Here is a 25,537-nt window from a genome sequence, read left to right as displayed (position 1 = left end):
GAAATCCCCATAGCCATCGACTGTGGCCCGCGGGTTCCTTCCTCGGGGACTTTCGTACGCCTGCCGGCGCCCGAAACTCTTCACGATAGCGGAATGACGGCTTTAACGTTTGAAGAATGATTGCGGACGTTCAGCCCGACGGGACCAAGGTCTGCTCCCGGGTCTAGCCACCCCGTCTCAATGGCGTCCCGGACCGCCCGGTGGATCTGCGTCGCCAGTGGCGGGTGGCGGGGCAGCCACAGGGTGGACATTTCAGCGCACATGGAAAATGATCACGTTGCCATGCACAATACTGCAGTGCTCTGATCTCGACGAGAAGCCTGAGCGTAGAAGCGGATCAACCGACCTCCCGGGTCCAGCGAATGGGGGACGCAAATGGACAGCCCAAGGAATGGGCAATTGCATCGCGACGCGGGCGGGCGAACCTGTCGATCGGCCGGCTGGCTTGCCCGCGCCGCCGTGTCGGCGGCATTCCTGCTCGGCATGGCTTTCAGCAGCACAGCGTTTGCGCAGGACCAGCAGCTACCCGTGGTGACGGCGGCCAAGCCGGTGGTCCGTAAAATCGTCGAAGACGACGAGTTCGTCGGGCGCTTCGAAGCCGTCGACCAGGTCGCCGTCCGTTCGCGCGTCAGCGGCTATCTGGACAAGGTCAGCTTCCAGGACGGCGCACTGGTCAACAAGGGCGACCTGCTCTTCACCATCGACCAGCGTCCGTACCAGGCGGCTTATGATGCCGCAAAGTCGCAAGTTGACGTCGCCAAGAGTCTGCTCGAATTCTCCAAGATGCAGCTGGATCGCGCCGACGAACTCGCCAAGACCGGCAATATCTCAACCGCGACGGTCGACGACCGCCGGCGGGAATACCTTTCGGCGCAGGCGCAGATGCAGGGCGCGACGGCTGCGCTGACGACGGCCAGCCTGAACATGGAATTCACCGAGATCAAGGCGCCCTTGTCCGGCCGCATCGACCGCCGGCTGGTGTCGGTCGGCAACCTCGTGCAGCCGGATTCCACCTTGCTAACGACCATCGTTACGCGCGATCCGATCGACTTCTATTTCGACGTCGATGAGCGCCTGTATTTCAGCTACGCTCGCGACGCGAAGCAGCGTGGCGGCAGCATGCAGGAGGGCGCCGGCGGGCTCGAGGTGGTGGTTCGCGTCGCCGACCGCGCGGAGGCGGTATTCAAAGGCAAGCTCGATTTTGCCGAGAACCGGATCGACAACGCGACCGGCACCATGCGGGTGCGTGCAAGCTTTCCCAACGCCGACGGCATTCTCCAGCCAGGCATGTTCGGGCGCATCAACGTGCCGGGGTCGCTGCCGCATAGCGGCGTGCTGGTGCCCGACGAGGCGATCGGCGCCGATCAGGATCGGCGTATCGTGTTCCTGGTGGATGAGGCCGGGACGGTGTCGGCGAAGCCCGTGCGCACCGGCCCGCTTCTCGACGGCTACCGGGTGATCCGCGCGGGCCTGACCGGCGACGAGACGATCATCGTCAACGGGCTGATGCACGCCAGGCCCGGCACCAAGGTGAAGGCCGAGATGGTGACGTTGCCGCCCAAGGTCGAGACCGCCGGGTTGCAGCAATGAGGTTCGCACATTTCTTCGTCGACCGTCCGATCTTCGCATCGGTCGTTTCGATCGTCCTGCTGATCCTCGGCGGGATTGCTTATACCCAGCTGCCGGTCGCGCAATATCCCGAGATCGCGCCGCCGACCATCGTCGTTCGCGCGCAGTATCCGGGCGCCGACGCCGAGACGGTCGCAGCGACGGTGGCAACGCCGATCGAGCAGGAGATCAACGGCGTCGAGGGCATGCTCTACATGTCGTCCTATTCGTCGGGCGACGGGGCGATGGCGCTGACCATCACCTTCAAGCTGGGCACCGATCTCGACCAGGCGCAGGTGCTGGTGCAGAACCGCGTGTCGGTCGCCGAGCCGCGCCTGCCCGAAGAAGTCCGCCGCCTCGGCATCACCACCACCAAGAGCTCGCCCGACCTGATGATGGTCGTGCACATGCTGTCGCCCGACAATACCTACGACCAGCTCTACGTCTCGAACTACGCCCGCTCGCGGGTGCGCGACATACTGCTCAGACTAGATGGCGTCGGCGACCTCATCATCTTCGGCGAACGCGAATATTCGCTGCGCATCTGGCTCGATCCGGAAAAACTGTCCGCCCTGGGGATGACCTCGGGCGATGTGGTGCAGGCGCTGCGCGACCAGAACGTCCAGGTGTCGGGCGGCTCGATCGGTGCGCCACCGACCAACACCGGCACGGCGTTCCAATACACGGTCACCACGCAAGGCCGCTTCAACGACGCACGCGACTTCCGATACGTGATCGTCAAATCGACCGACGACGGCCGCCTGATCTCGCTGCAGGACGTGGCGCGCATCGAGCTCGGCGCCAAGGATTACGTCACCAACTCCTATCTCAACGGCAAACCGGCGGTGGCGCTCGCCATCTTCCAGCGGCCGGGCACCAATGCGCTCGCCGCAGCCGCGGAGATCCAGGACAAGATGAAGGAGCTTTCCCAAGACTTCCCGAAGGGATTGAGCTACGACATCGTCTACAATCCGACCGAGTTCGTCGCCGAGTCGATCCAGGAGGTCTACAAGACGATCCTCGAGGCGATGCTGCTGGTCATCATCGTCATCATCGTCTTCCTGCAATCGTGGCGCATGGCGATCGTGCCGATCGTGGCAATCCCGGTGTCGCTGATCGGCACGCTGGCGGTGCTTTACGCCGCCGGCTTCTCGCTCAACATGCTGACTCTGTTCGGCCTCGTTCTGGCGATCGGCATCGTCGTCGACGATGCGATCGTCGTGGTCGAAAACGTCGAGCGCAATATCGCCAGTGGGCTGGCGCCCAATCCGGCGTCGCACCTGACCATGGACGAAGTCGGAACGGCCGTCATCGCGATCTCGCTGGTGCTGATAGCCGTGTTCGTACCGACAGCCTTCATCCCCGGCATTTCCGGGCAGTTCTATCTGCAGTTTGCGATCACCATCGCGGTGTCGACGGCGATCTCGGCATTCAATTCGCTGACGCTTTCGCCGGCGCTGGCCGCACTACTGTTCAAGCCGCACCACGCCGCGGCGGCGCCGCCGCGCTTTTTCCTGGCGCGGTTCGGACGGGCGCTCGCCGACGGCTTCAATCGCGGCTTCGACAGGGTCGCCCACTGGTATTCGAGCATCGTCCGCGTGCTGGTCGGCTCGTGGATAACGATCGCCGCCATGCTGGCCGTTTTCGCGGCCCTCATCTACGCCACGGTCTACATGGTGCAGGCTGTGCCGCGCGGTTTCATTCCGTCGCTCGACCAGGGCTATGCGATCGTCGTCGTCCAGTTGCCGGATGGCGCCTCGCTGTCGAGGACCGACGCGGTCATCCAGCAGGCATCGCAGATCATCCAGAAAACGCCAGGCGTCGACTACGCAGTCGCCTTCGCCGGTTTCTCCGGCGCGACCTTCACCAACGCCAGCAACGCGGGTGTGATCTTCGCCAGGTTCAAGCCGTTTCACGAGCGACTGAAAGCCGGCCAGTCGGCGACCCAGGTCATCGGCAATCTGTTCGGCAGCCTGCAAAGCATCAAGGAAGCCTTCATTATCGCACTGCCGCCGCCGCCGATCCGCGGCGTCGGCAATGCCGGCGGCTTCAAGCTGCAGATCCAGGAGCGCAACAGCGCCGACATGCGGCAGATCCTGGCGCTTGCCTACGAAATCGCCGGCAAGGCCAACAAGACGCCGGGGCTGACGGGCGTGTTCACCACCTTCTCAGCGTCGAGCCCGCAATTCTTCCTGGCGATCGATCGCGACAAGGCGCGCATCCTGAATGTGCCGATCCCCAACATCTTCGAGACGCTGTCGATCAATTTGGGCACCGCCTACGTCAACGACTTCAACGCTTTCGGGCGCGTCTACCAGGTGCGGGCGCAGGCCGACCAGGCGTTCCGCCTCGATCGCGCCGACATCTTGAAACTGAAGGTGCGCTCGGCGACCGGCGCGCTGGTTCCGCTCGGCACATTGATCGAGATCCGCGACGTCACCGGCCCGGCGCTGGTCCAGCGCTACAACATGTACGTCTCGGTGCCGCTGCAGGGCAACGCCGCGCCCGGCGTTTCCACGGGTGACGCCCTGGCATTGATGGAAGGGATCACGGCAAAGACGCTGCCGGCCGGTACCTCCTATGAATGGACCGAGCTCGCCTATCAGGAGCGCAACACCGGCAATGCCGCTGTCTATATCTTCGGACTGTCGGTGCTGTTCGTGTTCCTGGCGCTGGCGGCGCAATATGAAAGCTGGGTGCTGCCGTTCGCCATTGTGCTGGTGGTGCCGCTCGGCGTGCTCGCGGCGCTGCTCGGCGTGTCGTTGCGAGGGCTGGACAACAACATCCTCGTGCAGATCGGCCTCATCGTGCTGACCGGGCTTGCCGCCAAGAACGCGATCCTGATCGTCGAATTCGCGCGGCAGGCGCAGGAACGCGGGCTGTCGGCTGCCGAGGCTGCCGTCGAAGCCTGCAGGCTCAGGCTGCGGCCGATCCTGATGACCGCCTTCTCGTTCATCCTCGGCGTCGTGCCGCTGATGATCGCAACGGGCCCGGGCGCAGAAATGCGCCAGTCGCTCGGCACCGCGGTGTTCTCCGGCATGCTCGGCGTCACCTTCGTCGGCCTGTTCCTGACGCCGGTGTTCTACGTCACGCTCAGGTCGCTGTTTTCACGGCGCATGCCCCGTGCCGAGGCCGAGCCTTCGGGGCCGGCAGAGGCGCCAACGGAGACGGCCGCCGAGTAGGGTTACGAATTCGCCGCGTCGGGCGCGGCTTATCACTCCAGAAAATCGGCGCGGCGCGGCAACGGCCACGATCTGCGCGACCTCGGCGTCGAGGTGCGGCGGAGACCCTGCTCGGTCTGATCCAGCCCAACAGCCGCATCCAGTTCAGCGAGACGATGCCGGGCGGCGAGGCCAATGCGATCTTTTATCTGGTCGACCAGGCGGGGCTTGAGGGCGCAACCGCGACCTCCGGAGTCCTCGCTTGCGATGTCTGCTTTCAGGACGCGGAGAAGCTGATCTCTACGGCCGAGATGGGGCGCAAAGCTGCCGCCATCTCTGCGGTGCCCACTTTTGTTCTGTAATGGCGGAAATTGGCGCGCCCGAAGAGATTCGAACTCCTGACCCCCAGATTCGTAGTCTGGTGCTCTATCCAGCTGAGCTACGGGCGCGCAACAGGCCATGCTTTCCATGACCCCGCGATCCGATCGTGAACGACCGGTCGCGACGAGACGTGTTCCCTAGCGACTGAATTTCGGAAAAGCAAGCCGATCCGGCAAAAGTTTTGCACAACTGCTTTCGCGAGTGCAGATTGAGGTGTGTTGAGATTCAGCTCAGGCCGAGTCGAAAACGGTGGGGTCCGAGAACCGGAGCGGAGCGTACTTTTGGTACGTGAGCACCGGAAGCGCAGGAAACCGCCGTTTGCAGGCCGGCCTCAGCTGAATATCAATATATCTCATGCCGGGCGGCGCAGGCCGTTGCTGCGCGCCTGGTCGAGCCGGACCGGCTGGTCGGGAATGGTGACCGCGAATGTGGTGCGCCCGCCAATGCTCTCGACCAGCTCCACCGTGCCGCCATGCGCCCGGATCAGTTCGTGCGCGATCGCCAGCCCAAGGCCGGTGCCGCCGCTGCGGGCCGAGCCGCGGAACGCCGCGAACAGGTTCTCCCGCGCCTTGGGCGGTAGGCCCGGTCCGGTGTCGCTGACGGCGATGCGGCTGACACTGCCCAGGCGCACGGCCGACACCGCCAGGCGCCGCACGAGGGCGCTCTCACTGTCTGCCGCCATCGCCTGCACGGAATTCCGGCACAAATTGGTGAGCACGCGGAACAGCTGATCGGAATCGGCGTCCACCTCGAAGGTCGGCTCGACGGAATTGACGAACTCGATGCCCTGCCCGATGTCGAGCAGGCCGTGCACGTCCTCGACCAGCTGGCGCAGCCTCAAGCGCCGGCGCGCCGGTGGCGGCTCCTGCGTGCGGCCATAGGCGAGCACGCCTTCTGAATAGGACACCGCTCGGTCGAGCGCGCGAAGCAGCTTCGGCGCGAAGGCCTGCACGGTCGGGTCCTTGACCAGGCGCAGGCGGTCCGACATTAGCTGCGCCGAGGCCAGGATGTTGCGCATGTCATGGTTGATCTTGGAGACGGCAAGGCCGAGGTCGGCAAGGTGCTTCTGCTCGGAGAGCATCTTTTGCAGGCGCTCCTGCATCTGCGACAGTTCGCGCTCGGCAACGCCGATCTCGTCGGCGCGGGCGGCCGGGTGGATGATGCGCCCGGGATCGTCGGGGGCTTCGGAAAACGACAGCATCGAGCGCGTCATCGTCCGGATCGGCCCGATCATGATCAGGTCGATCGCGGCATAGACCAGCATTGCGGTGAACAGTGAGATCAGCAGCGAGACGAAGGCGACATTGCGCGAATATCGCAGCATCGCATTGCGCAGGCTGTTGTCCGGCATGATCAGCTCGAACTCCTTGTCCGAGTCGCCGACAGGCCCGAAAACGCGCAGCATCCGATCGCCGCCGAAAAACAGCGTGTCGAGCGCGCCGGTCATGCCTTTGATCATGCCGATGCCGGCGATATCGATGTGTTCGTCGACCTTCGGCGGCATTTCGGCAACCACCAGCAGCCGCGAAACGCCGCCGTCGCGCACCGCGATCGCCTTGGCGCCGATCGCCATCAGCACGTCGTTCTGGGCGGCGCGTGACAAAGAGGTGGATTCGCCCTGCACCAGCACGATCGACACAGCCGCCGCCGTGCTCAGCCGCTCCTTCAGCCAGTTCAGCCGGTAGCTGGCGATCCAGGGCAGGAAGATCAGCACTTCCGCCAGCAGCACGAAGATGATGGTGAGCAGCAGCAGCTTGGTCGACAGGCCGCGCGACAGCGGCACCGTGCGCACGATGGTTGGCGCCGCCGTGCCGATCCCTTCCTGCGCTTGTGTGGTTTCGCTCATGCGGTCCATGTCTTCACAATCACTTGATCAACGCAGATTAGGCGATTACGGCTTTTTTGCCAATTTCATCCTTGCCGGAAACATAAACCGACTTGGACGACGCCGGGGTTTCGGTCCGACGACGCCGGATTGACTTCCAAAAGCCTTCTTTCTATAAGCCCGCACACGCTCGGGCCATTCGTCCCGGCGCGGTTTCGATCGCGCCAAAAACGGCCCGGCAAAGCTCCTGTTACACAGTGACAGAATCAAGAAGGGCCGCACCCCGCGGTATTAAAACAAATGAAGCGTACCTACCAACCGTCCAAACTCGTCCGCAAACGTCGGCACGGCTTTCGTGCCCGCATGGCCACCAAGGGTGGTCGCGGCGTCGTCGCAGCTCGCCGCAATCGCGGCCGCAAGCGGCTCAGCGCCTGAACGGAAGACGAGATCGTTGCCCGCAACCGGCAAGCCAGTGGGACCAAATCCCAAGCGGCTTCTGAAGCGCGCGGAATTCCTGGCCGTCCGTCGTGGCGAAAAGCGACGTGGGCGGCTTTTTCTCGTTGAGGTTCTCGACCGCGGTGACGGCCAGTCGCCGCGCGTCGGCTACACCGTCACCAAGAAGGTCGGCAATGCGGTTGTCCGCAACCGCGTCCGCCGGCGGCTGCGAGAAGCCGTGCGTACGCACGCGGTATGTGACATGGCGCCTGGCAATGACTATGTCATCGTCGGGCGCGAAGACGTGCTTACCATTCCGTTCGGCCAGTTGAAGGCCGAACTCTCCCGCCGACTGCGCGGAACACGATAGGCCAAAGGCTTTCGATGGAAAACAACCGGAACTTCTTCATCACCATCGCGCTGTCGGTGCTGATCCTGGCCGTATGGCAATATTTTTATGTGTTGCCGCGCGGCGAAGCCCAGCGCGAGGCGGCCCGCGTCGAACAGCAGCGCGTCGAGGAGCAGAAGAAGGCGGCCCAGGGCACCAATCCCGGCACTGACACCGGAACCCCCGCTGCTCCTGGCGCCATTCCGAACGCACCCGGCACAGATGCCGTGACGCCGGCCGGCCGCGAACAGGCGCTGGCCACGACGACCCGCGCCAAGATCGATACGCCGAGCCTCGAGGGTTCGATCAACCTGACCGGCGCCCGTCTCGACGACCTCAAGCTCAAGCACTACACCGAGACGGTCGACAAGAGCTCGCCCGAGATCAGCCTGCTCAACCCGGCGGCACTCCCCAATGGCTATTACGCCGAGATCGGCTTCGTCGGCAACGACAAGACCGGCGCGGTGCCTGGTCCCGAGACTGTATGGGCCGTCGACGGCAATGCGACGCTGACGCCGACGACGCCGGTCACGCTGACCTATTCGAACGACAAGGGCCTGACCTTCAAGCGCACCTTTTCCGTCGATACCAACTACATGTTCACGGTTTCCGACACGGTGCAGAATTCGGGCACGGCCGCGGTCTCGCTGTCCAATTACGGCCGCGTCACCCGTTTCGACAAGCCGCTCGTCGCCAGCACCTATGTGCTGCACGAGGGCTTGATAGGCTTCACCGGCACCGAAGGCCTGCAGGAACACAAATACGCGTCCATCGAGAAGGACAAGCAGGCCACGCCGGGCAAGTCGACCGACGGCTGGCTCGGCATCACCGACAAATACTGGGCGGTGACGCTGGTGCCGACGGAGAAGCAGCCGTTCCAGCCGCGCTACGCCTATTTCGAGGACGGCCGCCACCGGTACCAGTCCGACTTCCTGACCGACCCGATCAACGTCGATGCCGGTCAGTCGGCGACCGTGGAGAGCGAAATCTTCGCCGGCGCCAAGGAAGTCGGCAAGATCAATGCCTATGCGGAAGACCGCCACATCAAGCGGTTCGACCTGTTGATCGATTGGGGCTGGTTCCACTTCATCACCAAGCCGATGTTCTGGCTGATCGACACCCTCTACAAATTCTTCGGCAATTTCGGCTTGGCGATCCTCGCCACCACCGTCATCGTCAAGGCCATCTTCTTCCCGCTCGCCAACAAGTCCTATGCGTCGATGGCGAACATGAAAAAGGTGCAGCCCAAGATGCTCGAGATCCGCGAGAAATACGCGGACGACAAGATGAAGCAGCAGCAGGCGATGATGGAGCTGTACAAGACCGAGAAGATCAACCCGCTCGCCGGCTGCTGGCCGGTGGCGCTGCAGATCCCGGTCTTCTTCTCGCTCTACAAGGTGCTCTACATCACCATCGAGATGCGGCACGCGCCGTTCTTCGGCTGGATCCAGGATCTGGCGGCACCCGATCCGACCTCGATCTTCAACCTGTTCGGCCTCGTTCCGCTCACGCTGCCGCACATGCTGATGATCGGCGTCTGGCCGCTGATCATGGGCGTCACCATGTTCCTGCAGATGCGCATGAACCCGACGCCGCCGGACCCGACGCAGGCGGCCATCTTCACCTGGATGCCGGTCATCTTCACCTTCATGATGGCGGGTTTCCCGGCCGGCCTCGTCATCTACTGGGCCTGGAACAACACGCTGTCGATCCTCCAGCAAGGCGTGATCATGAAGCGCCAGGGCGCCAAGATCGAGCTGTGGGACAATCTGGTCGCGCTGTTCCGGAAGAAACCGTCACCGGCGGAATAGCGGGGGTGCCTTTGCGGGCTCAAGAAGCCTCGGGTTCACGCGCCCGGGGCTTTTTCATTGGTGGGACATCCCATTCCGACCGATTTCCAATATCCGGCGAAACTTTGGCGGCCGCGCCTCGAAACTGCGCATCGCCATTCCCCGCGGCATGCGCTTGGGCACGCCTTTGGGCAGGTGCCGACTGCTCGAGGAGATCGCTCCTTGATGGCGCTGTCATCGACCTTGGCCTGCGTGCCGCAGCAAATGAGCAGAGCCGCCATGGAAAGCTCGCTCGTCAGCCGATTGGTGCTATAGGGCGGATCACGCTATTTTGAATAGGCGCGTGCGAACTTCGCTCGGCGCCAGGCGGCCAATTCTTTGACGGACTTCGACATGGACGGACCCAACCCAGACATCAAGCACCCGATCCCGATGCATACCCGCGTCGGCTTCCTCAAGGCACTGGTGAACGCGCCGAACATCGAGATCGGCGATTACACCTATTACGACGACCCCGACGGGCCGGACAAATTCGCTGAAAAATGCGTCCTGCATCATTACCCGTTCATTGGCGACAAGCTCATCATCGGCAGGTTCTGCGCCATCGCCGAGGGTGCGCGCTTCATCATGAATGGCGCCAACCACGCAATGTCCGGCTTTTCGACCTACCCGTTCAACATTTTCGGCCATGGCTGGGAAAAGGGTTTTGACCCGGCGACCTGGTCGAAGGAGGTTCGTGGCGACACGATCGTCGGCAACGACGTCTGGATCGGCATGGAGGCGGTGATCCTGCCCGGGGTGGACCTCGGTCATGGCGCCATCATTGCCGCGAAATCGGTGGTCACGCACGACGCCCCGCCCTATGCAATCGTCGCCGGCAACCCGGCCAAGGTGGTGAAGATGCGTTTCGACGACCGCACGATCAGGCGGCTGCTGGCAGTGGCGTGGTGGGACTGGCCGGTGGATAAGATCAGCCGCAACCTCGACGCTATCCGGGGTGCCAATATTTCTCTTCTGGAGGCAGCAGCTTGAAAGCTCTGAACAGCAGCACGATCGGCACCGAACTGTTTACACGGGGATGGATATTCATTCGCGGCGTGCCGGCAATGAAATTCCTGCCGCCGGAAGGACCGCCGGAAATCGCTTTTGCCGGCCGCTCGAATGTCGGCAAGTCGTCGCTGATCAACGCGCTGGTCAACCAGAAGGGGCTGGCCCGGACCTCCAACACCCCGGGGCGCACGCAGGAGCTCAACTATTTCGTGCCGGATGGGTTTTCGGGCGAGGGTGCCGACCTGCCGCCCTTGGCGCTGGTCGACATGCCGGGCTACGGCTACGCCACCGCGCCGAAGGAGAAGGTAGACGAGTGGACCAAGCTGGTCTTCGACTATCTCAAGGGCCGCGTCACGCTGAAGCGGGTCTATGTGCTGATCGACGCCAGACACGGCATCAAGGCCAAGGACGATGAAGTGCTGTCGCTGCTCGACAAGGCGGCGGTGTCCTATCAGATCGTGCTGACCAAGACCGACAAGATCAAGGCTGCGGGCGTGCCGCGGCTGATCGAGGAGACGCTGGCAAAAATCAAGAAGCGGCCGGCGGCGTTTCCGTTCGTTCTGGCGACATCTTCGGAAAAGGCCGAGGGCCTCGAGGAATTGCAGGCCGCCATCGTGCTTGCCGCCAATGGCGGATAGAAACGGCTTTCCCGGGAAAGCCGCATAGCGCCTTCCCTTGGGAAATGCGCAGCAACAAAAAGCTAAGGCTTGGCCTCGATGGCAATCGTCTGATGGCCTTCTTCCGCCACGAGCCTTTCGGTGCCGTAAGCTTTCAGGAACATGCCGACGCCTGACCTGACGATGTGGTCGATTTCATCCTGGGTCGGGGCTTTGGTGCGGTAGGCGAAGATGCACTGGCGGAACAGACCGGCCAGGCACAATTCAGTGAACTGATAGGCGGCGAGATCGACATCGTCGATCCGCAGCAGGTCGCGCTCGATGGCGGCATTGAGAAAGGCCGCGACCTTGTCGTGACCGCGCTTGGGACCGCGTTCGTAAAAACGCGCGCCCATGTCGGGTATCCGGTCTGATGCGCCGATCACCGTGCGCTGTGCCTGGATGACCTTGGCCGAGGTGATCTTGAGGGCCAGCACCTTGCCGAACTTCACCAGCGTCTCGCGCAGGTCGTCGGATTTGTCCAGCACGTCGTACATGTTCTTGAAGATGGTGCCGCGCTCTTCCTCGATCAGCGCTTCGAACAGCTCTTCCTTGTTGGCGAAGTAGACATAAATCGTGCCCTTGGAGACTCCGGCCTCGCGGGTGATGTCGTTCATCGACGCCGCTTCGAAGCCCTTGTCGATGAAGACGCGCCGGGCGCCATCGATGATCTGACTACGCTTGACCGGGTCCTGCCCCGCCGCCGGGCGACCACGGCGCAAGCTGTCCAGCAGATCGCCACACTGGTCGGTTTCGACGTTGGGCGGAGTCTCGGCCATTAAGGTCACACCTCGAAAATAATTCGAACCGTCCGGTTCGATTGCACTTGATATGGTCTTCTTTACGCGCTATGTCAACGTCCTGATCGAACCGAACGGTTCAGTCCTATTACATTAGAGAGATGTCATGTCCTCGAACGCGTCAACATCAGCCGAAGTCCGTCCCTTCCCCAACGCCAAGGTCGCGCCGGCGACGGAGGCACCTGAAATACCTGTCCAGCCCGCGGTATCGCCGCCACCGGTAGAGGTTCCGGCCAAGAAGAAGCGCTCGGTGCGTTCCTTCCTGCTGCCCATCATCGGCGTCGCCTTGCCGGGCGCCGGCGCCTGGTACGGTTACGACTACTGGACCACGGGTCGCTTCATGATCTCGACGGACGACGCCTATGTCCAGGCCGACATGGCGTTCATCTCGCCCAAGATTTCCGGCTATGTCGATCAGGTCAAGGTCAGCGAGAACCAGCTGGTCAAGGCCGGCGAACCGCTGCTCGTCGTCGACGACGGCGACTACAAGATCGCCGTCGCCCAGGCCGAGGCGCAGATCGCCACATTGAGCAAGACGCTCGACCGTATCGACGCCCAGACCGACGCGGCGCGCGCCTCGCTGCAGCAGGCGCAGGCGCAGAAGGTCGCCGACCAGGCCTCCGCCGACAATGCGGCCAAGGTCGCGGCGCGCGCCTCGCAGCTGCTCAAGACGCATGTCGGCACGCAGGCGCAGCTGGACGACGCCCAGACGGCGGTTCAGCAGGCCGACGCAGCCCTTGTCGGCGCCGACGCGCAGATCGCCGCGGCGCAGGCCAATATTGGCGTGCTGCAGGCACAGCGCGCCGAATCGGCAAGCACGCTCGCATCCTTGCAGCTCAGCCACGACAAGGCCTTGCGGGATCTCTCCTTCACCGTGCTCAAGGCGCCTTATGACGGCGTCGTCGGCAACCGTTCCGTGGAGCAGGGCGATCTCGTCAGCCCCGGCCAGAAGCTTGCCGTCATCGTGCCGATGGACAAGCTCTACATCGTCGCCAACTTCAAGGAGACGCAGCTTGCCCGGCTGGTGCCGGGTGAGAAGGTCAAGATCTCGGTCGATGCGACCGACGGCGAGGATTTCGAGGGAACCGTCTCGTCGCTGGCGCCGGCTTCCGGTGCCGTGTTCTCGCTGCTGCCGCCCGAAAACGCCACCGGCAACTTCACCAAGGTCGTGCAGCGCGTTCCGGTCCGCATCGACGTACCCGCCGACGCACTGAAGAGTGGCAAGCTGCGCGCCGGCCTCAGCGTCGTCGTCGCCGTCGACAGCCGCACCGCCCCATCCGTGTCGGCGTCGGCGTCGGCGGCCGCGTCGAACTGAGCGGCTGCCGGGGAGCAATGCCATGGCAACCGCAACCCTGACAGCAGGAGCACCGCCGGCAAGGCCTGCTGTGCCCGACACCATCTCGACACGGCGCGTCATCGCCTTCCTGGCGATGGTGTTCGGCATGTTCATGGCCATCCTGGACATCCAGATCGTCTCCGCCTCGCTGGCCGAGATCCAGGCCGGCCTGAGCGCCAGTTCCGACGAAATCCCGTGGGTGCAGACCGCCTATTTGATCGCCGAGGTTGTGATGATCCCGCTGTCGGGCTTCCTCAGCCGGATGCTGTCGACGCGCGTGCTGTTCACGATTTCGGCGGCGGGTTTTACCGCTGCCAGCGCCCTTGCCGCGACCGCCACCAACATCGACCAGATGATCGTCTACCGCGCCGTCCAGGGCTTCATCGGCGGCGGCATGATCCCGAGCGTCTTCGCTGCCGCCTTCACCATCTTCCCGCCGTCGCGCCGCGCCGTCGTGTCGCCGATGATCGGCCTGGTGGCGACGCTGGCACCGACCATCGGCCCGACCGTCGGCGGCTATATCAGCCATGCCATGTCCTGGCATTGGCTCTTCCTGGTCAATGTCGTGCCCGGCATCCTGGTGACCACGGCGGCCTGGACGCTGATCGACTTCGACAAGCCCAATCTCAAGCTGTTCAGCAAGTTCGACTGGTGGGGCCTCGCCGGCATGGCGGCCTTCCTCGGCTGCATGGAATATGTGCTCGAGGAAGGCCCGAACAACGACTGGCTGCAGGACCAGGGCGTCTTCATCTGCGCCATCGTCATGACCATTGGCGGGGTGCTGTTCTTCTGGCGCGTGTTCACCGCCGAGGAGCCGATCGTCGATCTGAAGGCCTTCACCAATATCAACTTCGCCTTCGGCTCGCTGTTTTCCTTCGTCATCGGCATCGGCCTCTACGGCCTGACCTATTTGTACCCGGTGTTCCTCGGGCGCATCCGCGGCTACGATTCGATGATGATCGGCGAGGCGCTGTTCGTCAGCGGACTGGCCATGTTCTTCACTGCGCCGATCTCGGGCATCCTGTCGAACAAGATCGACCCGCGGCTGATGATGATGATCGGCTTCTTCGGCTTCGCCACCGGCACCTGGTGGATGACCCACCTGACCGCCGACTGGGATTTCTACGAGCTGCTCATCCCGCAGATCCTGCGTGGTTGTTCGATGATGCTGTGCATGGTGCCGATCAACAACATCGCGCTCGGCACGCTGCCGCCGGAGCGGTTGAAGAATGCGTCCGGCCTGTTCAACCTCACCCGCAACCTTGGTGGCGCCGTCGGCCTCGCCCTGATCAACACGGTGCTGATCGACCGCAATGCCTTCCACTACGCAAGGCTCTCCGAGCATGTGCAATGGGGCAGTGACGCCGCGCAGTCCAAGCTGCGGAACATGACGCTCAATTTCGAGCAGACCCCCGGCCTGAACGCGACAAATGCCGCGATCTCCAAGCTGTCGGGCATGGTCCATCAGCAGGCGGCGCTGCTGTCCTTCATGGACGTGTTCTTCATGCTGACAATGCTGTTTGCGACGCTCGGGCTGTTCACCATGCTGATCCGCAAGCCGGTCGCGGCTGGCGGCGGTGGAGGCGGCCACTGATACCAAACGTGGACATCGTTTCGGGAAGCTCCTCCAGTCCACGCCCGAAATGTCTGACCGCGCAAAAAACTCCGGGCCGCAAGCCCGGAGTTTTTTGTATTCCAGCGGATGGTCTCAGGCCGTGGCCGGCTTGAAGGTCAGCGCCACGCCGTTGATGCAGTGGCGCAGGCCGGTCGGCGCCGGGCCGTCGTCGAAGACGTGGCCGAGATGGCCGCCGCAGCGGCGGCAATGCACTTCGGTGCGGGTCATTCCAAGCGACCTGTCCACGGTCTTGCCGATGCCATTGGCGATCTCCTGCCAGAAGCTCGGCCAGCCGGTGCCGGAATCGAACTTCGTTTCCGATGGATAGACCGGCAGGTCGCAGCCGGCGCAGGCAAAGATGCCCTTGCGGTGTTCGTTGAGCAACGGGCTGGTGCCGGGATATTCCGTGCCTCCCTTGCGCAGCACGTCGAATGCGGCCGGCGACAGGATGGCTTTCCACTCGGCTTCGGTCTTGGTGACCTCGAACTTTTCGGCGGCCTGCGCGGCCTGCGGATTGCTCATGCGCAGCACCGTTGCCGCGGCCCCGACGACGCCGATGGCGGCGACACCGCTCAAAAGAAAGTCGCGACGGTTCATGACCAATTCCTCCTGTTGTCTCTTTGCCAAACTATACCGCCGTGCGGAAATCAAAAGCCGGTGACGGTGGCCCTCGAACGAACACCCCGCGCCGTTCCACATCTGGATGTGGACGGCGCGGAGCGCGCGGGTCGATTGCGGATCCCGGGAGCGGGATCATGCAATCGACGGAGGCCTTGCAGCCAGTTCGTCGGCTGCAAGTCCGTTGTTACATCTTGGGCAAAAGAACCTTGTCGATGACGTGGATGACGCCGTTGGACTGTTCGACATCGGCGATCGTCACATTGGCGACATTGCCGTTCTCGTCGGTGACGGTGACCTTGCCGCCGTCGACCTTGAGCGACAGCTCGCAGCCGCCAACAGTCTTGACCTTGTGGGTGCCGCCATCAGCCTTGGCCATCGAGGCGACGTCGGCTCCCATCGCCTTGGCGCCGATGACATGGCAGGTCAGGATTTTGGTGAGCTTGTCCTTGTTCTCGGGCTTGAGCAGCGTCTCGACCGTGCCGGCCGGAAGTGCCGCGAAGGCTTCGTTGGTCGGCGCGAACACCGTGAACGGACCGGCGCCCTGCAGCGTCTCGACCAGGCCGGCGGCCTTCACGGCGGCGACGAGCGTCGTGTGGTCCTTCGAGTTCACGGCGTTTTCGACGATGTTCTTGTTGGCATACATTGCGGCGCCGCCGACCGTCGGATTTTTGGCATAGGCGACGGTTGCAAGGGTGGAGACGGCGATCGTACCAGCGACCAAAAGGGTGGCGAATCTGCGCATGATGTAATACTCCTCGGGTTTTTCTCTTCCCATCTTTGGGACGAGAGGAGATACGGAACAGGAATGCGCAAGTTTCAGGAATATTGTGATTTTTTTATTTATCTAGCTGCCAGGTACATTTCCGAATGCAGCCGGTTTCCGACGAATATGCTCACTAAGGCATGCGCAGCAAAATGATAGACTTCAGGTAAGCTATTTGAGTTGGCAGACGCAAGAGCCGGTCAGATGCTCTTCAGATCGCCCGCGGCGACCACCGGTCCGGTCGGCTGACCGGTCGGCGAACCGCCAGACGGCTCGAGGCTGACCGCAAGCACCGCGCCCTGGGCGAGCTTCTGCTGGCTTGCCGCCGGGACGATGATGCGCGCCGTAGCACCTGCCGGAATGACACCCATCGACACCGGCGGGTTCTTGCCTTCGATCATCCACAGCTCGAAGTCCTTGCCGGCGGCGCGCTCACCGGAGACGTGCGACAGGCCGACCTCGTGATGCGCGGCGTCGTAGACGGCGAGATATTTGACATCGCTGCCTTCGGCGGCCAGTGAGGCGACGAGGCGCGGTTGCGCGAGCGGCGGGTTCAGGATGGGCACGGCAATGTAGATCGCGAGCGCTGCGACCGCCGCCGCGGCGAGGCCGCGCCAGAAGGCCAGACTGGACCACAATCCACTGCGCGGCTCGACGGATGTCGCAGCGCTGGACGCAAACAGCCTGCGGTCGATCGCCAGCTTGATCGAAGCCGGCGGCTCGATGTCCTGATAGGCGGCAGCAAGCGGCGAAAAATTGACCTCCCAGCCGTCGACAAGACGGGCGAAGTCGGCCTCGGCTTCAACGCGGCGTGAGGCGATCTGGCGTTCGTCGGCAGCCAGCACGCCGAGAACGTATTCGGCGGCGAGCAGGTCGTCGCCTCCACGTTCCGGTCCTGTGTCTTCTGCCAGCGTCATCTTTCCAGACATTCTCTGAGTTTCAACAGGCTGCGGCGCAGCCATGTACGCATCGTGTTCAGCGGCACGCCGTGACGCTGCGCCAGTTCGGCATAGCTTTCGCCCTTGAGATAAGCACCCCGGACGGCCGCCGCCCGGTCCTTCTCCAATTCATCGAGACAATGGTGGATGCGTTCGGATTCGTCTCCCGCCACCGCCATCGCTTCAGGCCCCGGCGCCGGATCGGCCACGTCGAGTGCGGCATCGATGTCGGCGACAGGCTTGCGCCGCGCTCGGATGCGATCGATCGCATGGTTGCGCGCGATCGCCACCAGCCAGGAGATCGGGCTCAGGTCGGAGACGGCAAAACGATCCGCCTTCGTCCATATCTTGACGAAGACTTCCTGTAGAGCTTCTTCCGCATCTCCCCGGTCGTTCAATACACGAAGGCAGACGCCGAAAAGTTTCGCGCTGGTCTGCCGGTAGAGCAGATCGAACGCGGCCCGATCCTTCATCGAAGTCCGGACGATCAGCTTGGTGATGTCCTGCGGCGTCATCGCAGGCAAATTAGGCAATTGCGATGTATTTGCAACGGCGGAAATAACCTTGTGCACGCCTAAGCTTTGCGTGTCGCCAGCCCGGATCCGCCCGTCGATTGCTAATGAAGTCGCCACTGGCTAGCTTGCTGTAATGGCGGGGAGCGCGCATGTCGGTTGAACAGATACTATGGTCGCAAGACGCAACCGGCCTCGCCGATCTGGTTCGCAAGGGCGAGGTCTCGCCCATCGAGCTGACCGAGGCCGCGATCGCCCGCGCCGAGGCCACCCGTCCCGACATCAACGCCACGGCCGAGCCGCTCTATGATGCCGCCCGCGCCCGCGCAAGGACCATCGACCGCTCGCTGCCGCTGGCCGGCGTCCCGTTCGCCATCAAGGACCTCGGCATCGCCATCAAGGGCGTATCGACGCATGGCGGCAGCCGCATTCCGGCATGGCTGGCCGACATCGATTCGGCGCTCACCGACCGCTATCTCGCCGCCGGGCTCATTCCGATCGTCACCTCGACGTCGCCGGAGCACGGGCTGCGGCTGATGACCGAGTCCAAGGCCTTTGGCATCACCTGCAATCCGTGGAACACCAGCCATACCAGCGGTGGCTCGTCGGGTGGTGCGGCGGCACTGGTCGCCGCGGGTGTCGTGCCGGTGGCGCACGCCTCGGATGGCGGCGGCTCGATCAGGGTGCCCGCCGCCTGCACCGGGCTTGTCGGCCTGAAGACGTCGCGCGGCCGCATACCGCTGACGCCCCTGGTGAGCGAAAGCTGGTACGGCATGGTGGTCGACCATGCGCTCACCCGTTCGGTGCGCGATAGCGCGTTGCTGCTCGACCTCACCCACGGTCCCGACCTTTTGTCGCCCTATGCCGCGCCGCCGCCGAAAGGCACGTTCACGGCGGCCGCGGCGCGCGATCCCGGCAAGCTCAGGCTGGCCGTGTACCGCAAATCGCCGCTTGGCCTGCCGATTTCGGATGAGACGCTCAAGGCGCTCGACACGGCGGTCGCGCTCGCCCTCGAAGGCGGCCATACGGTCGAGGAGATCGACCTGCCCTTCATAGGGCGCGATTTCCTCGCCGGCTTCTGCCGGACGGTTGCCTCGGCCGTCGCCGGCACGATGCGTGCGGAAGCGCTGCGCGTCGGCCGTTCCGTTACGGGTGACATCGAGCGGGCGACGCGCGTGCTCGGCAGGTTGGGCGAGATGGTATCGGCCGGCGAGACCTATGCCGACCTGCAGCGGCTGCATGCCGCTTCACGGCAGCTGATCTCGGAGACCGCGCTATATGATGCCGTGCTGATGCCGATCATTGCCCACCCGCCGCTCGCCTGCGGCGCCATGGATCCGAAAGGCGCCGACGAGCTCATCGAGAACCTGCTCGACAAGCTTCACCTGACGCGCTTGCTGAAGCTGAAGCCCTTCTTCGGCCAGCTGATGGACAAGAGCCTCTGGTTCACCCATTGGCCGGCGATCCAGAATGTCAGCGGCCAGCCGTCGATCGCACTGCCGGTCCATGTCACCGATGCCGGCCTGCCGCTCGGCATCCAGGCGGCGGGCCGCCCGGGCGACGAGGAGACGCTGCTGTCGCTCGCCGCGCAGATGGAGAAGATCTCGGGTTGGCTGGGCCGCAGGGCGCCGCTGAAGGTGCCGTCATGATGACGAGGTCGTGAGGCGCTCGAATATGACAGCAAAGCCATTTGCGGGCGGCGCCAATTCCCGCTAAGACGCCGCCGTCTTTACCGCTCTCCAGGGAACCAAGCCGATGACGGAAATAACCGCCACCGCCGAAATGCAGGCTGCCCTGCTGTCGCGGGCGCTGCCCTACATGCAGCGCTACGAGAACAAGACGGTCGTGGTGAAATATGGCGGCCATGCCATGGGCAATATCGAACTCGGCAAGGCGTTCGCCCGCGACATCGCGCTTCTGAAGCAATCCGGCGTCAACCCGATCGTCGTCCATGGCGGCGGTCCGCAGATCGGCGCCATGCTGGCCAAGATGGGCATCGAATCCAAGTTCGAGGGCGGCCTGCGCGTCACCGACCTGAAGACGGTCGAGATCGTCGAGATGGTGCTGGCCGGTTCGATCAACAAGGAGATCGTCGCCCTGATCAACGCCGAGGGCGAATGGGCGATCGGCCTGTGCGGCAAGGACGGCAACATGGTCTTTGCCGAAAAGGCCCGCAAGACCATGATCGATCCGGACTCCAACATAGAGCGTGTGCTCGATCTCGGCTTTGTCGGCGAGCCGGTCGAGGTCGACCGCACCTTGCTCGATCTTCTGGCGCGCTCCGAAATGATCCCGGTGCTGGCGCCGGTGGCACCCGGCCGCGACGGCCACACCTACAACATCAATGCCGATACCTTCGCCGGCGCCATTGCCGGCGCCTGCCAGGCGACGCGCCTGCTGTTCCTCACCGACGTGCCGGGCGTGCTCGACAAGAACAAGAAGCTGATCGACGAGCTGACCGTGGCCGAGGCCAAGGCGCTGATCAAGGACGGCACGGTCTCGGGCGGCATGATCCCCAAGGTCGAAACCTGCATCGAAGCGATCGAGCGCGGCGTCGAAGGCGTCGTCATCCTCAACGGCAAGACGCCGCATTCGGTGCTGCTCGAGCTGTTCACCGAACACGGCGCCGGCACGCTGATCGTGCCCTGAACGGCACGGACTGGAGACTCATTCGGCAGGAAGTTGCATGCCGGTACCGCGCTGCGGCGCGGGTTCAGCCGGCTTGCGCGCCGGGCGTCGAACGGTCATGGACTCCTCTTCGGTGTCCTGCGGCGCGCCCCAGAATTCAGCAAGCGTCGGGCCGTCTTTCACCCTGATGTCGCGGACCAGAAAACCCCACACCTCACGGAACCAGACGCGGCGGCCCATCTGCGTGTACCAGCGCATCGAGTGGCGCTGCTCGGGATCCTTGTGGAACAGGATGCGCGCCAGCGCCTTCGGCCGCGACTGCACCGCCAACTCGATCAGCTTGACGCTGAAGAACAGCATCCAAGGCTTCAGCCGCGTCATCAGCAGCACCTGATGCTTGTAGTCCCACAGCCGGGCGTCCCTTTGGATCACCTTGCGGTCCCGCGCGATCCTGAAGAACGGCGTCCAGCGATGCGGCGTCACATAAAGCGCCTGGATCTGGTCCGGGTCGTAGGCGATCAACTGGCGAAAGCCACGCCACAGGTCGCGAAACCCCTCCTCCTCGAAGCCGGCCACCCAGGTCGCCATCGACAGAATGCCGTTGAGGCGCAGCAGCCTTATCGCCTCGCGGTCGGATGAGGTGCTGCCGCCCTTGCGGATCAATTGAAGCGTCTGTTCGTCGGTGTTTTCCATGCCGAGCAGCCAGCGGATAACGCCGGCCTTGCGGTAGAGATGCAGGATGTCGGCATCGCGCACGATGTCGTCGGCGCGGGTCGAGCCGACGATCAGCACCGGTACGTTCTCGGCGATCAGGGCGTCGAGAAAGGCGCGCCAGGCCTTCTTCGAAACCGTCGGATTTTCGTCGGCGAGGTTGATCAGCTCGACGCCGTGCTGGCGGTGCAGCCAGGCGATCTCTTGCGCGAATTCGACGGGGTCGCGATGCCGCCAGCGGGTCCAGAAGCCGCGCTGGCCGCAATAGTTGCACAGATGCGGACAGCCGCGCGAGAACTGCATGACCACGGCACGCTTGCCGCCCCAATAGCTGTAGCGCCCGTGATCGATCAGCTCCCAGCCGACACGGTAGGCATCGAGCTCGGCAATGGTCATGGCCGGCTGCGTCGCGAAGGGACGGCGCAGATCGTCGCGATAGGCGATGCCGGCCACGCTCGCCGGCGGCTGGTGCATTTCCAGCGCCTCGACCAGCGCCACGACGGTCGCCTCGCCCTCGCCGCGCACGATGAAGTCGAAGACGTCCGTTTCAGCCAGGATGTCACGCCAGTGATAGGTCGGAAAGACGCCGCCATAGATGATGATGGTCGCCGGCTCGCGCTCCTTGATCATCTTTGCGATCAGCAAAACGGTCGGGTGCGCCGAGGTCGAGCCGGAATGGCCGATCAGGACGAAGTCGGGATGGTCTTCCAGGGCATCGCGAACGACCCTATCGAGCGGCATCGGCCCGAATTCAGCGTCGACGAGCCGCACCTGATGGCCGGCATCGATCAGCGGGCCGCCGAGCGCCAGCAGGCCGAGCGGCGGCAAGTGGTCGTCGGGCACGCGGCTGCCGATGGCGGTGTGCGGCGGATTGATCAGGACGATTTTCATGGCGGACCTCCTGGGCAGTTGGTCCGCGCAAACTGGCTGGCGATGTGGACACGCGCTTGGCCCGTTTCAGCAGTTTGCGTGCAGCTTTCCCGCAGGAATACGGAAGGCAGGCACCATCACCGCTTGAGGTGTGCGAGCGGCACGTGGCCGGGTCCCTTGATGTTTTGCAGCACGAGCTGGGTGTGGACGTCGCGCACGCCGTCGAGCCGCATCAGCCGGTGCATGACGAAGGCGTTGAGCTCGTCGACCGACGGCACCATGACATGCAGCAGGAAATCGTGGTCGCCGGTCATCGTCCAGCACGAGGACACCTCATCCATGCGCTGGACGGCGGCGATGAAACTTTCGGGCGAGCCGTCGCTGTGGCTGACAAGGCGCACCTGGATGAACACCTCGACCATCAGCCCGACCGCGCGGCGGCTGATCACCGCGGCAAAGCCCTTGATGATGCCTGCATCCTGCAGCGCCTCGAAACGCCGCGCGCACGGCGTCGTAGACAGGCCGATCTCTTGCGCCAGCTCGGACACAGGCTTGCGTCCGTCGCGTTGCAGGACGTCGAGCATCTTGATCTCGAAATCATCGAATTGAGGCATTTTCACTCCGTATTGGTTTTTTGTGAGGGAATATTATCCAGAATATCACGCTTAAGCGACCATCAAAACCGATTTGCCTCGGCAAATCCGGTTAATCTTTCAGACCATTCGCCATTCATGATTGCGAGGAGAAAAACCATGACGACGATGAGCGTTGCCGAATACGCCCGCGATTGCGCTGCCCAAGGCCTTCGCGGCGACTATTCGGTCTGCCGTGCCGATTTCACCGTGGCGCAGGGTTACGATTACAGCGCCGAGGAGCAGGCGGTGTGGCGCACGCTGTGCGACCGCCAGACCAAACTGACGCGCAAGCTCGCGCACCACTCCTATCTCGACGGCGTCGAGAAGCTCGGCCTGCTCGACCGCATCCCCGATTTCGAGGAGGTCAGCGCCAAGCTGCGCAAGCTGACCGGCTGGGAGATCGTTGCCGTGCCGGGTCTCATTCCCGCGGCCCCTTTCTTCGACCATCTCGCCAATCGCCGCTTCCCGGTCACCAACTGGCTGCGGACCAGGCAGGAACTCGACTACATCGTCGAGCCGGATATGTTCCACGACTTCTTCGGCCACGTGCCGGTGCTGTCGCAGCCGGTGTTTGCCGACTTCATGCAGATGTATGGCCGCAAGGCCGGCGACATCATTGCGCTGGGCGGCGACGAGATGATCACCCGGCTCTACTGGTACACGGCCGAATACGGCCTGATGCAGGAGGCCGGCCAGCCGCTGAAAGCCTTTGGCGCCGGCCTGATGTCGTCGTTCACCGAATTGCAATTCGCGGTCGACGGCAAGGACGCCCACCACGTGCCCTTCGACCTGGAAACGGTGATGCGCACCGGCTACGAGATCGACAAGTTCCAGCGCGCCTATTTCGTGCTGCCGTCGTTCGACGCCTTGCGCGATGCCTTCCAGACCGCCGACTTCGAGGCGATCGTCGCCCGCCGCAAGGGCCAGCCGGCACTCGATCCGGCGACGGTCTGACGCCTCAGCCGGCCTCGGCCTTCAGCCGCGCCAGCTGGGCGCGCTGCAGGTCGAGGGCGGCGTTGACGAAGCGCGATATCATCCGCCGCGACCATCACGGGCGCCGGCATTGTCCCTCAAATCCCAAAAAATTGCCGTGGAACCGTCAGACGGTGACCACCTTGCTCAGATGGTCGCCCAGCCGGCAGGCCAGTGCGGTGATCGTCGTCGTCGGATTGCATTGGCCCGATGTGCAGAACACCGAGGAGCCGCCGACATAGAGATTGTCCATGCCGTGTACCTTGCAATTGGCGTCGACGACACTCTTGATGACGTCCGTGCCCATACGTGTGCCGCCCATGTGGTGATGGCCCGCCGTCTCGTCATTGGTCGGGTAGTCCTGACCGTTGGCGATCCAGTCGGCAATGCGCACTCGGCCGAGATTCTTCTCGATCAGCGTCGTGCCGAACAGTCTGAGCCCTTCGAGCAGGGTGCGGCGTTCCACCTCCGATTTCTTCCAGTGCAACTCGATGCGCGGCACGCCGGTATGGTCGACATCGGTCTTCGACAGCTCGACCCGGTTGGAGACCAGCGGCGCCTGTTCCCAGGCGACATAGAGCTGCGCCGCGCAGCGCAGATTCTGGCTAAGCTTTGAAGACATCCATTCGGCCATGTTGGGTGCCGTGCAGGCGAGATCGGCGATCAGGTTCTTGACGCCGGGATACGGCGTTTCGATCAGCCTGATGCCGAAATTCATGATCCGCAGGCGCTCCATGGCGGCAAGCGTCGGCGAGAAGAAGGCCTCGTTGGCGGCATCGACCTCGAACGCACCATAATCGGCCAGGATGGCGTTGCCGCCCTCGAAGGTCGGGTGCTCCATCCAGTAACGGCCAAGCGTGGTCGCATTCGGCACGACGCCGCCGTTCGAGCGCTGGTTCGACCACAAAAGCAGCCGCGAATTCTCCAGTCCGCCCGTGCAGACAATGAAATAATCGGCGCTGAAGAAGCCGGCATCCTGCCCGTTCGACCACAGCCTGGCGCCGGTCACGCGTCGGCCGTTGCCGGCAAGTTCAGTGGCACAGGTGTTGAGCACCACGGCGATGTTGCTGGCTTTGTCGAGTTCGTCGCCGAATTTCTCGGCGAAGCGCACAGCCGGGCTCTTGATCAGCTGCACCCAGCGAATGTCGTCGGAGATCGGCATGTCCGGCCGGAGGGCCGGAAGGTCGAGAATAGCGCGCACTTCCGGCAGATAGGGCTCGATGTCGGCGCGGCGGATCGGCCAGCCCGTATCGGGCACCCAGGCCTTCGGCTCGAAATCCTGTTTGTCGAGCACGCGGCACCAGCCGGCCCAGTGGTTGGAACTGCCACCCATGAACCGCAGCCGGGTGATGTCGAGATCGAAATAGAAATCGCCGACCGTGGTGCCACGGTAGAAATCCTGCGACTCGTCGCTGAACTCACGCGAGCCGGCCTCCATCACCACCACCGGAATGCCGGCGGCGCCGAGCTTGCGAGCAATGGTTGTGCCGGCCGGGCCGGAGCCGAGGATGCAGACCTTGGGGGTGAAGTTCGCGGCGCGATACGCTGCGTAGCTGTCGAAGATCATGCCAGGTCGCTCCGCTTCAGGATCCAGCCATTGACCTCGACGATCTCGTTCGGGTCGGCCCGGGATGGATCGGCGCGGGATGGATCGGCATGCGAAGCATCGGCGTCAGGCAGCTTGCGGAACAGTGACAATGCGGGCAGTGCGATCATCAGCGCCTGCATGAGCGTGCGGCGTGATATTCTTTTGATGAAGAAACTCATGACCGGTCTCTTGGATGGGGGCCTCGGCTACGCATGGACGTTCCGGAACGACAGTTTCCCTGAGCGACACATGCA

At 63.5% G+C, this 25,537-nt stretch carries 23 protein-coding genes and 1 tRNA gene; 13 read left to right on the top strand and 11 right to left on the bottom strand.

The window, feature by feature from the left end; all coding sequences use genetic code 11:
• The first annotated feature begins 483 nt into the window (after nt 1–483).
• From NKG99_RS18535 to NKG99_RS18525, 3 genes are all read left to right on the top strand, one after another.
• Entirely contained in the window at nt 484–1,590 is a 1,107-nt protein-coding gene (locus tag NKG99_RS18535; protein ID WP_352870137.1) for an efflux RND transporter periplasmic adaptor subunit, read from the top strand.
• Entirely contained in the window at nt 1,587–4,790 is a 3,204-nt protein-coding gene (locus NKG99_RS18530) for an efflux RND transporter permease subunit (protein WP_352870132.1), read from the top strand. The genes NKG99_RS18535 and NKG99_RS18530 overlap by 4 nt, the downstream gene beginning before the upstream one ends.
• A 155-nt stretch (nt 4,791–4,945) precedes the next feature.
• Nucleotides 4,946–5,131 carry a hypothetical protein gene (locus NKG99_RS18525; protein WP_352870131.1) on the top strand — a complete coding sequence of 62 codons (186 nt, stop codon included), beginning with the start codon at nt 4,946–4,948 and terminating at the stop codon, nt 5,129–5,131.
• A gap of 10 nt (nt 5,132–5,141) precedes the next feature.
• On the opposite strand, the gene NKG99_RS18520 is transcribed toward NKG99_RS18525, so the two are convergent.
• Together NKG99_RS18520 and NKG99_RS18515 are read right to left on the bottom strand one after the other, a co-directional pair.
• Nucleotides 5,142–5,218: transfer RNA gene (locus NKG99_RS18520), tRNA-Arg, on the bottom strand.
• Between the two features lie 284 nt (nt 5,219–5,502).
• Entirely contained in the window at nt 5,503–6,996 is a 1,494-nt protein-coding gene (locus tag NKG99_RS18515; RefSeq protein WP_352870130.1) for an ATP-binding protein, read from the bottom strand.
• A 279-nt stretch (nt 6,997–7,275) separates the two neighbouring features.
• Here NKG99_RS18515 and rpmH point away from each other — a divergent pair, with 279 nt between their 5' ends.
• From rpmH to yihA, 5 genes are all read left to right on the top strand, one after another.
• Nucleotides 7,276–7,410: a 50S ribosomal protein L34 gene (gene rpmH / locus NKG99_RS18510; protein ID WP_008833937.1), complete on the top strand. Its 135-nt coding sequence runs from the start codon at nt 7,276–7,278 to the stop codon at nt 7,408–7,410.
• A gap of 16 nt (nt 7,411–7,426) precedes the next feature.
• On the top strand, nt 7,427–7,780 hold the full coding sequence (rnpA, locus tag NKG99_RS18505; RefSeq protein WP_352870129.1) for a ribonuclease P protein component: 354 nt from the start codon (nt 7,427–7,429) through the stop codon (nt 7,778–7,780).
• A gap of 14 nt (nt 7,781–7,794) precedes the next feature.
• On the top strand, nt 7,795–9,609 hold the full coding sequence (yidC, locus tag NKG99_RS18500; RefSeq protein WP_352870128.1) for a membrane protein insertase YidC: 1,815 nt from the start codon (nt 7,795–7,797) through the stop codon (nt 9,607–9,609).
• A 372-nt stretch (nt 9,610–9,981) separates the two neighbouring features.
• Nucleotides 9,982–10,620 (top strand): CatB-related O-acetyltransferase, encoded by a 639-nt coding sequence (locus NKG99_RS18495; RefSeq protein WP_352870127.1) that lies wholly within the window; start codon nt 9,982–9,984, stop codon nt 10,618–10,620.
• Complete coding sequence (gene yihA / locus NKG99_RS18490) at nt 10,617–11,276, top strand: ribosome biogenesis GTP-binding protein YihA/YsxC (RefSeq protein WP_352870126.1); 660 nt, start codon at nt 10,617–10,619, stop codon at nt 11,274–11,276. Before NKG99_RS18495 ends, yihA begins: the two co-directional genes overlap by 4 nt.
• A 62-nt stretch (nt 11,277–11,338) precedes the next feature.
• On the opposite strand, the gene NKG99_RS18485 is transcribed toward yihA, so the two are convergent.
• Nucleotides 11,339–12,073 carry a TetR/AcrR family transcriptional regulator gene (locus NKG99_RS18485; protein ID WP_352870125.1) on the bottom strand — a complete coding sequence of 245 codons (735 nt, stop codon included), beginning with the start codon at nt 12,071–12,073 and terminating at the stop codon, nt 11,339–11,341.
• Nucleotides 12,074–12,200: 127 nt separating this feature from the next.
• On the opposite strand from NKG99_RS18485, the gene NKG99_RS18480 reads away from it, so the two are divergent.
• Together NKG99_RS18480 and NKG99_RS18475 are read left to right on the top strand one after the other, a co-directional pair.
• Nucleotides 12,201–13,409, top strand: coding sequence for an HlyD family secretion protein (locus NKG99_RS18480; protein WP_352870124.1), 1,209 nt, complete (start codon nt 12,201–12,203; stop codon nt 13,407–13,409).
• A gap of 22 nt (nt 13,410–13,431) precedes the next feature.
• Nucleotides 13,432–15,024, top strand: a complete 1,593-nt coding sequence (locus NKG99_RS18475; protein WP_352870123.1) for a DHA2 family efflux MFS transporter permease subunit — start codon at nt 13,432–13,434, stop codon at nt 15,022–15,024.
• Between the two features lie 114 nt (nt 15,025–15,138).
• Here the strand turns inward: NKG99_RS18475 and msrB are convergent, their stop codons facing one another.
• The 4 genes from msrB to NKG99_RS18455 form a co-directional block, all read right to left on the bottom strand.
• The gene (gene msrB, locus NKG99_RS18470; protein WP_352870122.1) at nt 15,139–15,642 is read right to left on the bottom strand and encodes a peptide-methionine (R)-S-oxide reductase MsrB; all 504 of its coding nucleotides are present in this window, start codon (nt 15,640–15,642) and stop codon (nt 15,139–15,141) included.
• A gap of 208 nt (nt 15,643–15,850) precedes the next feature.
• Entirely contained in the window at nt 15,851–16,408 is a 558-nt protein-coding gene (locus tag NKG99_RS18465) for a fasciclin domain-containing protein (protein WP_352870121.1), read from the bottom strand.
• Nucleotides 16,409–16,629: 221 nt separating this feature from the next.
• Nucleotides 16,630–17,346, bottom strand: a complete 717-nt coding sequence (locus NKG99_RS18460; protein ID WP_352870136.1) for an anti-sigma factor — start codon at nt 17,344–17,346, stop codon at nt 16,630–16,632.
• A complete protein-coding gene (locus NKG99_RS18455) occupies nt 17,343–17,882 on the bottom strand; it encodes a sigma-70 family RNA polymerase sigma factor (RefSeq protein WP_352870135.1) in 540 nt (179 codons plus the stop codon). The genes NKG99_RS18460 and NKG99_RS18455 overlap by 4 nt, the downstream gene beginning before the upstream one ends.
• Nucleotides 17,883–18,031: 149 nt before the next feature.
• On the opposite strand from NKG99_RS18455, the gene NKG99_RS18450 reads away from it, so the two are divergent.
• Both NKG99_RS18450 and argB read left to right on the top strand, forming a co-directional pair.
• Nucleotides 18,032–19,528: an amidase gene (locus NKG99_RS18450; RefSeq protein WP_352870120.1), complete on the top strand. Its 1,497-nt coding sequence runs from the start codon at nt 18,032–18,034 to the stop codon at nt 19,526–19,528.
• A 106-nt stretch (nt 19,529–19,634) separates the two neighbouring features.
• The gene (gene argB / locus NKG99_RS18445; protein ID WP_352870119.1) at nt 19,635–20,528 is read left to right on the top strand and encodes an acetylglutamate kinase; all 894 of its coding nucleotides are present in this window, start codon (nt 19,635–19,637) and stop codon (nt 20,526–20,528) included.
• An 18-nt stretch (nt 20,529–20,546) separates the two neighbouring features.
• Here argB and bchE read toward each other — a convergent pair whose 3' ends face one another.
• Complete coding sequence (bchE, locus tag NKG99_RS18440) at nt 20,547–22,109, bottom strand: magnesium-protoporphyrin IX monomethyl ester anaerobic oxidative cyclase (RefSeq protein ID WP_352870118.1); 1,563 nt, start codon at nt 22,107–22,109, stop codon at nt 20,547–20,549.
• Between the two features lie 116 nt (nt 22,110–22,225).
• Entirely contained in the window at nt 22,226–22,702 is a 477-nt protein-coding gene (locus tag NKG99_RS18435) for an Lrp/AsnC family transcriptional regulator (RefSeq protein WP_013891868.1), read from the bottom strand.
• Between the two features lie 138 nt (nt 22,703–22,840).
• Between NKG99_RS18435 and phhA the strand changes: the two genes are divergently transcribed.
• Entirely contained in the window at nt 22,841–23,677 is an 837-nt protein-coding gene (phhA, locus tag NKG99_RS18430) for a phenylalanine 4-monooxygenase (protein WP_352870117.1), read from the top strand.
• A gap of 145 nt (nt 23,678–23,822) precedes the next feature.
• On the opposite strand, the gene NKG99_RS18425 is transcribed toward phhA, so the two are convergent.
• Nucleotides 23,823–25,262 (bottom strand): GMC oxidoreductase, encoded by a 1,440-nt coding sequence (locus NKG99_RS18425; protein ID WP_352870116.1) that lies wholly within the window; start codon nt 25,260–25,262, stop codon nt 23,823–23,825.
• Nucleotides 25,259–25,462: a hypothetical protein gene (locus NKG99_RS18420; RefSeq protein ID WP_352870115.1), complete on the bottom strand. Its 204-nt coding sequence runs from the start codon at nt 25,460–25,462 to the stop codon at nt 25,259–25,261. Before NKG99_RS18420 ends, NKG99_RS18425 begins: the two co-directional genes overlap by 4 nt.
• Nucleotides 25,463–25,537 lie beyond the last annotated feature (75 nt).

It is taken from the genome of Mesorhizobium sp. M1409 (assembly GCF_040317535.1).
In the GTDB taxonomy this organism is placed as follows: Bacteria; Pseudomonadota; Alphaproteobacteria; order Rhizobiales; family Rhizobiaceae; genus Mesorhizobium.
The sequence above is the reverse complement of the archived record's forward strand: the minus strand, read 5'-3'. Positions and strand labels throughout refer to the sequence as shown.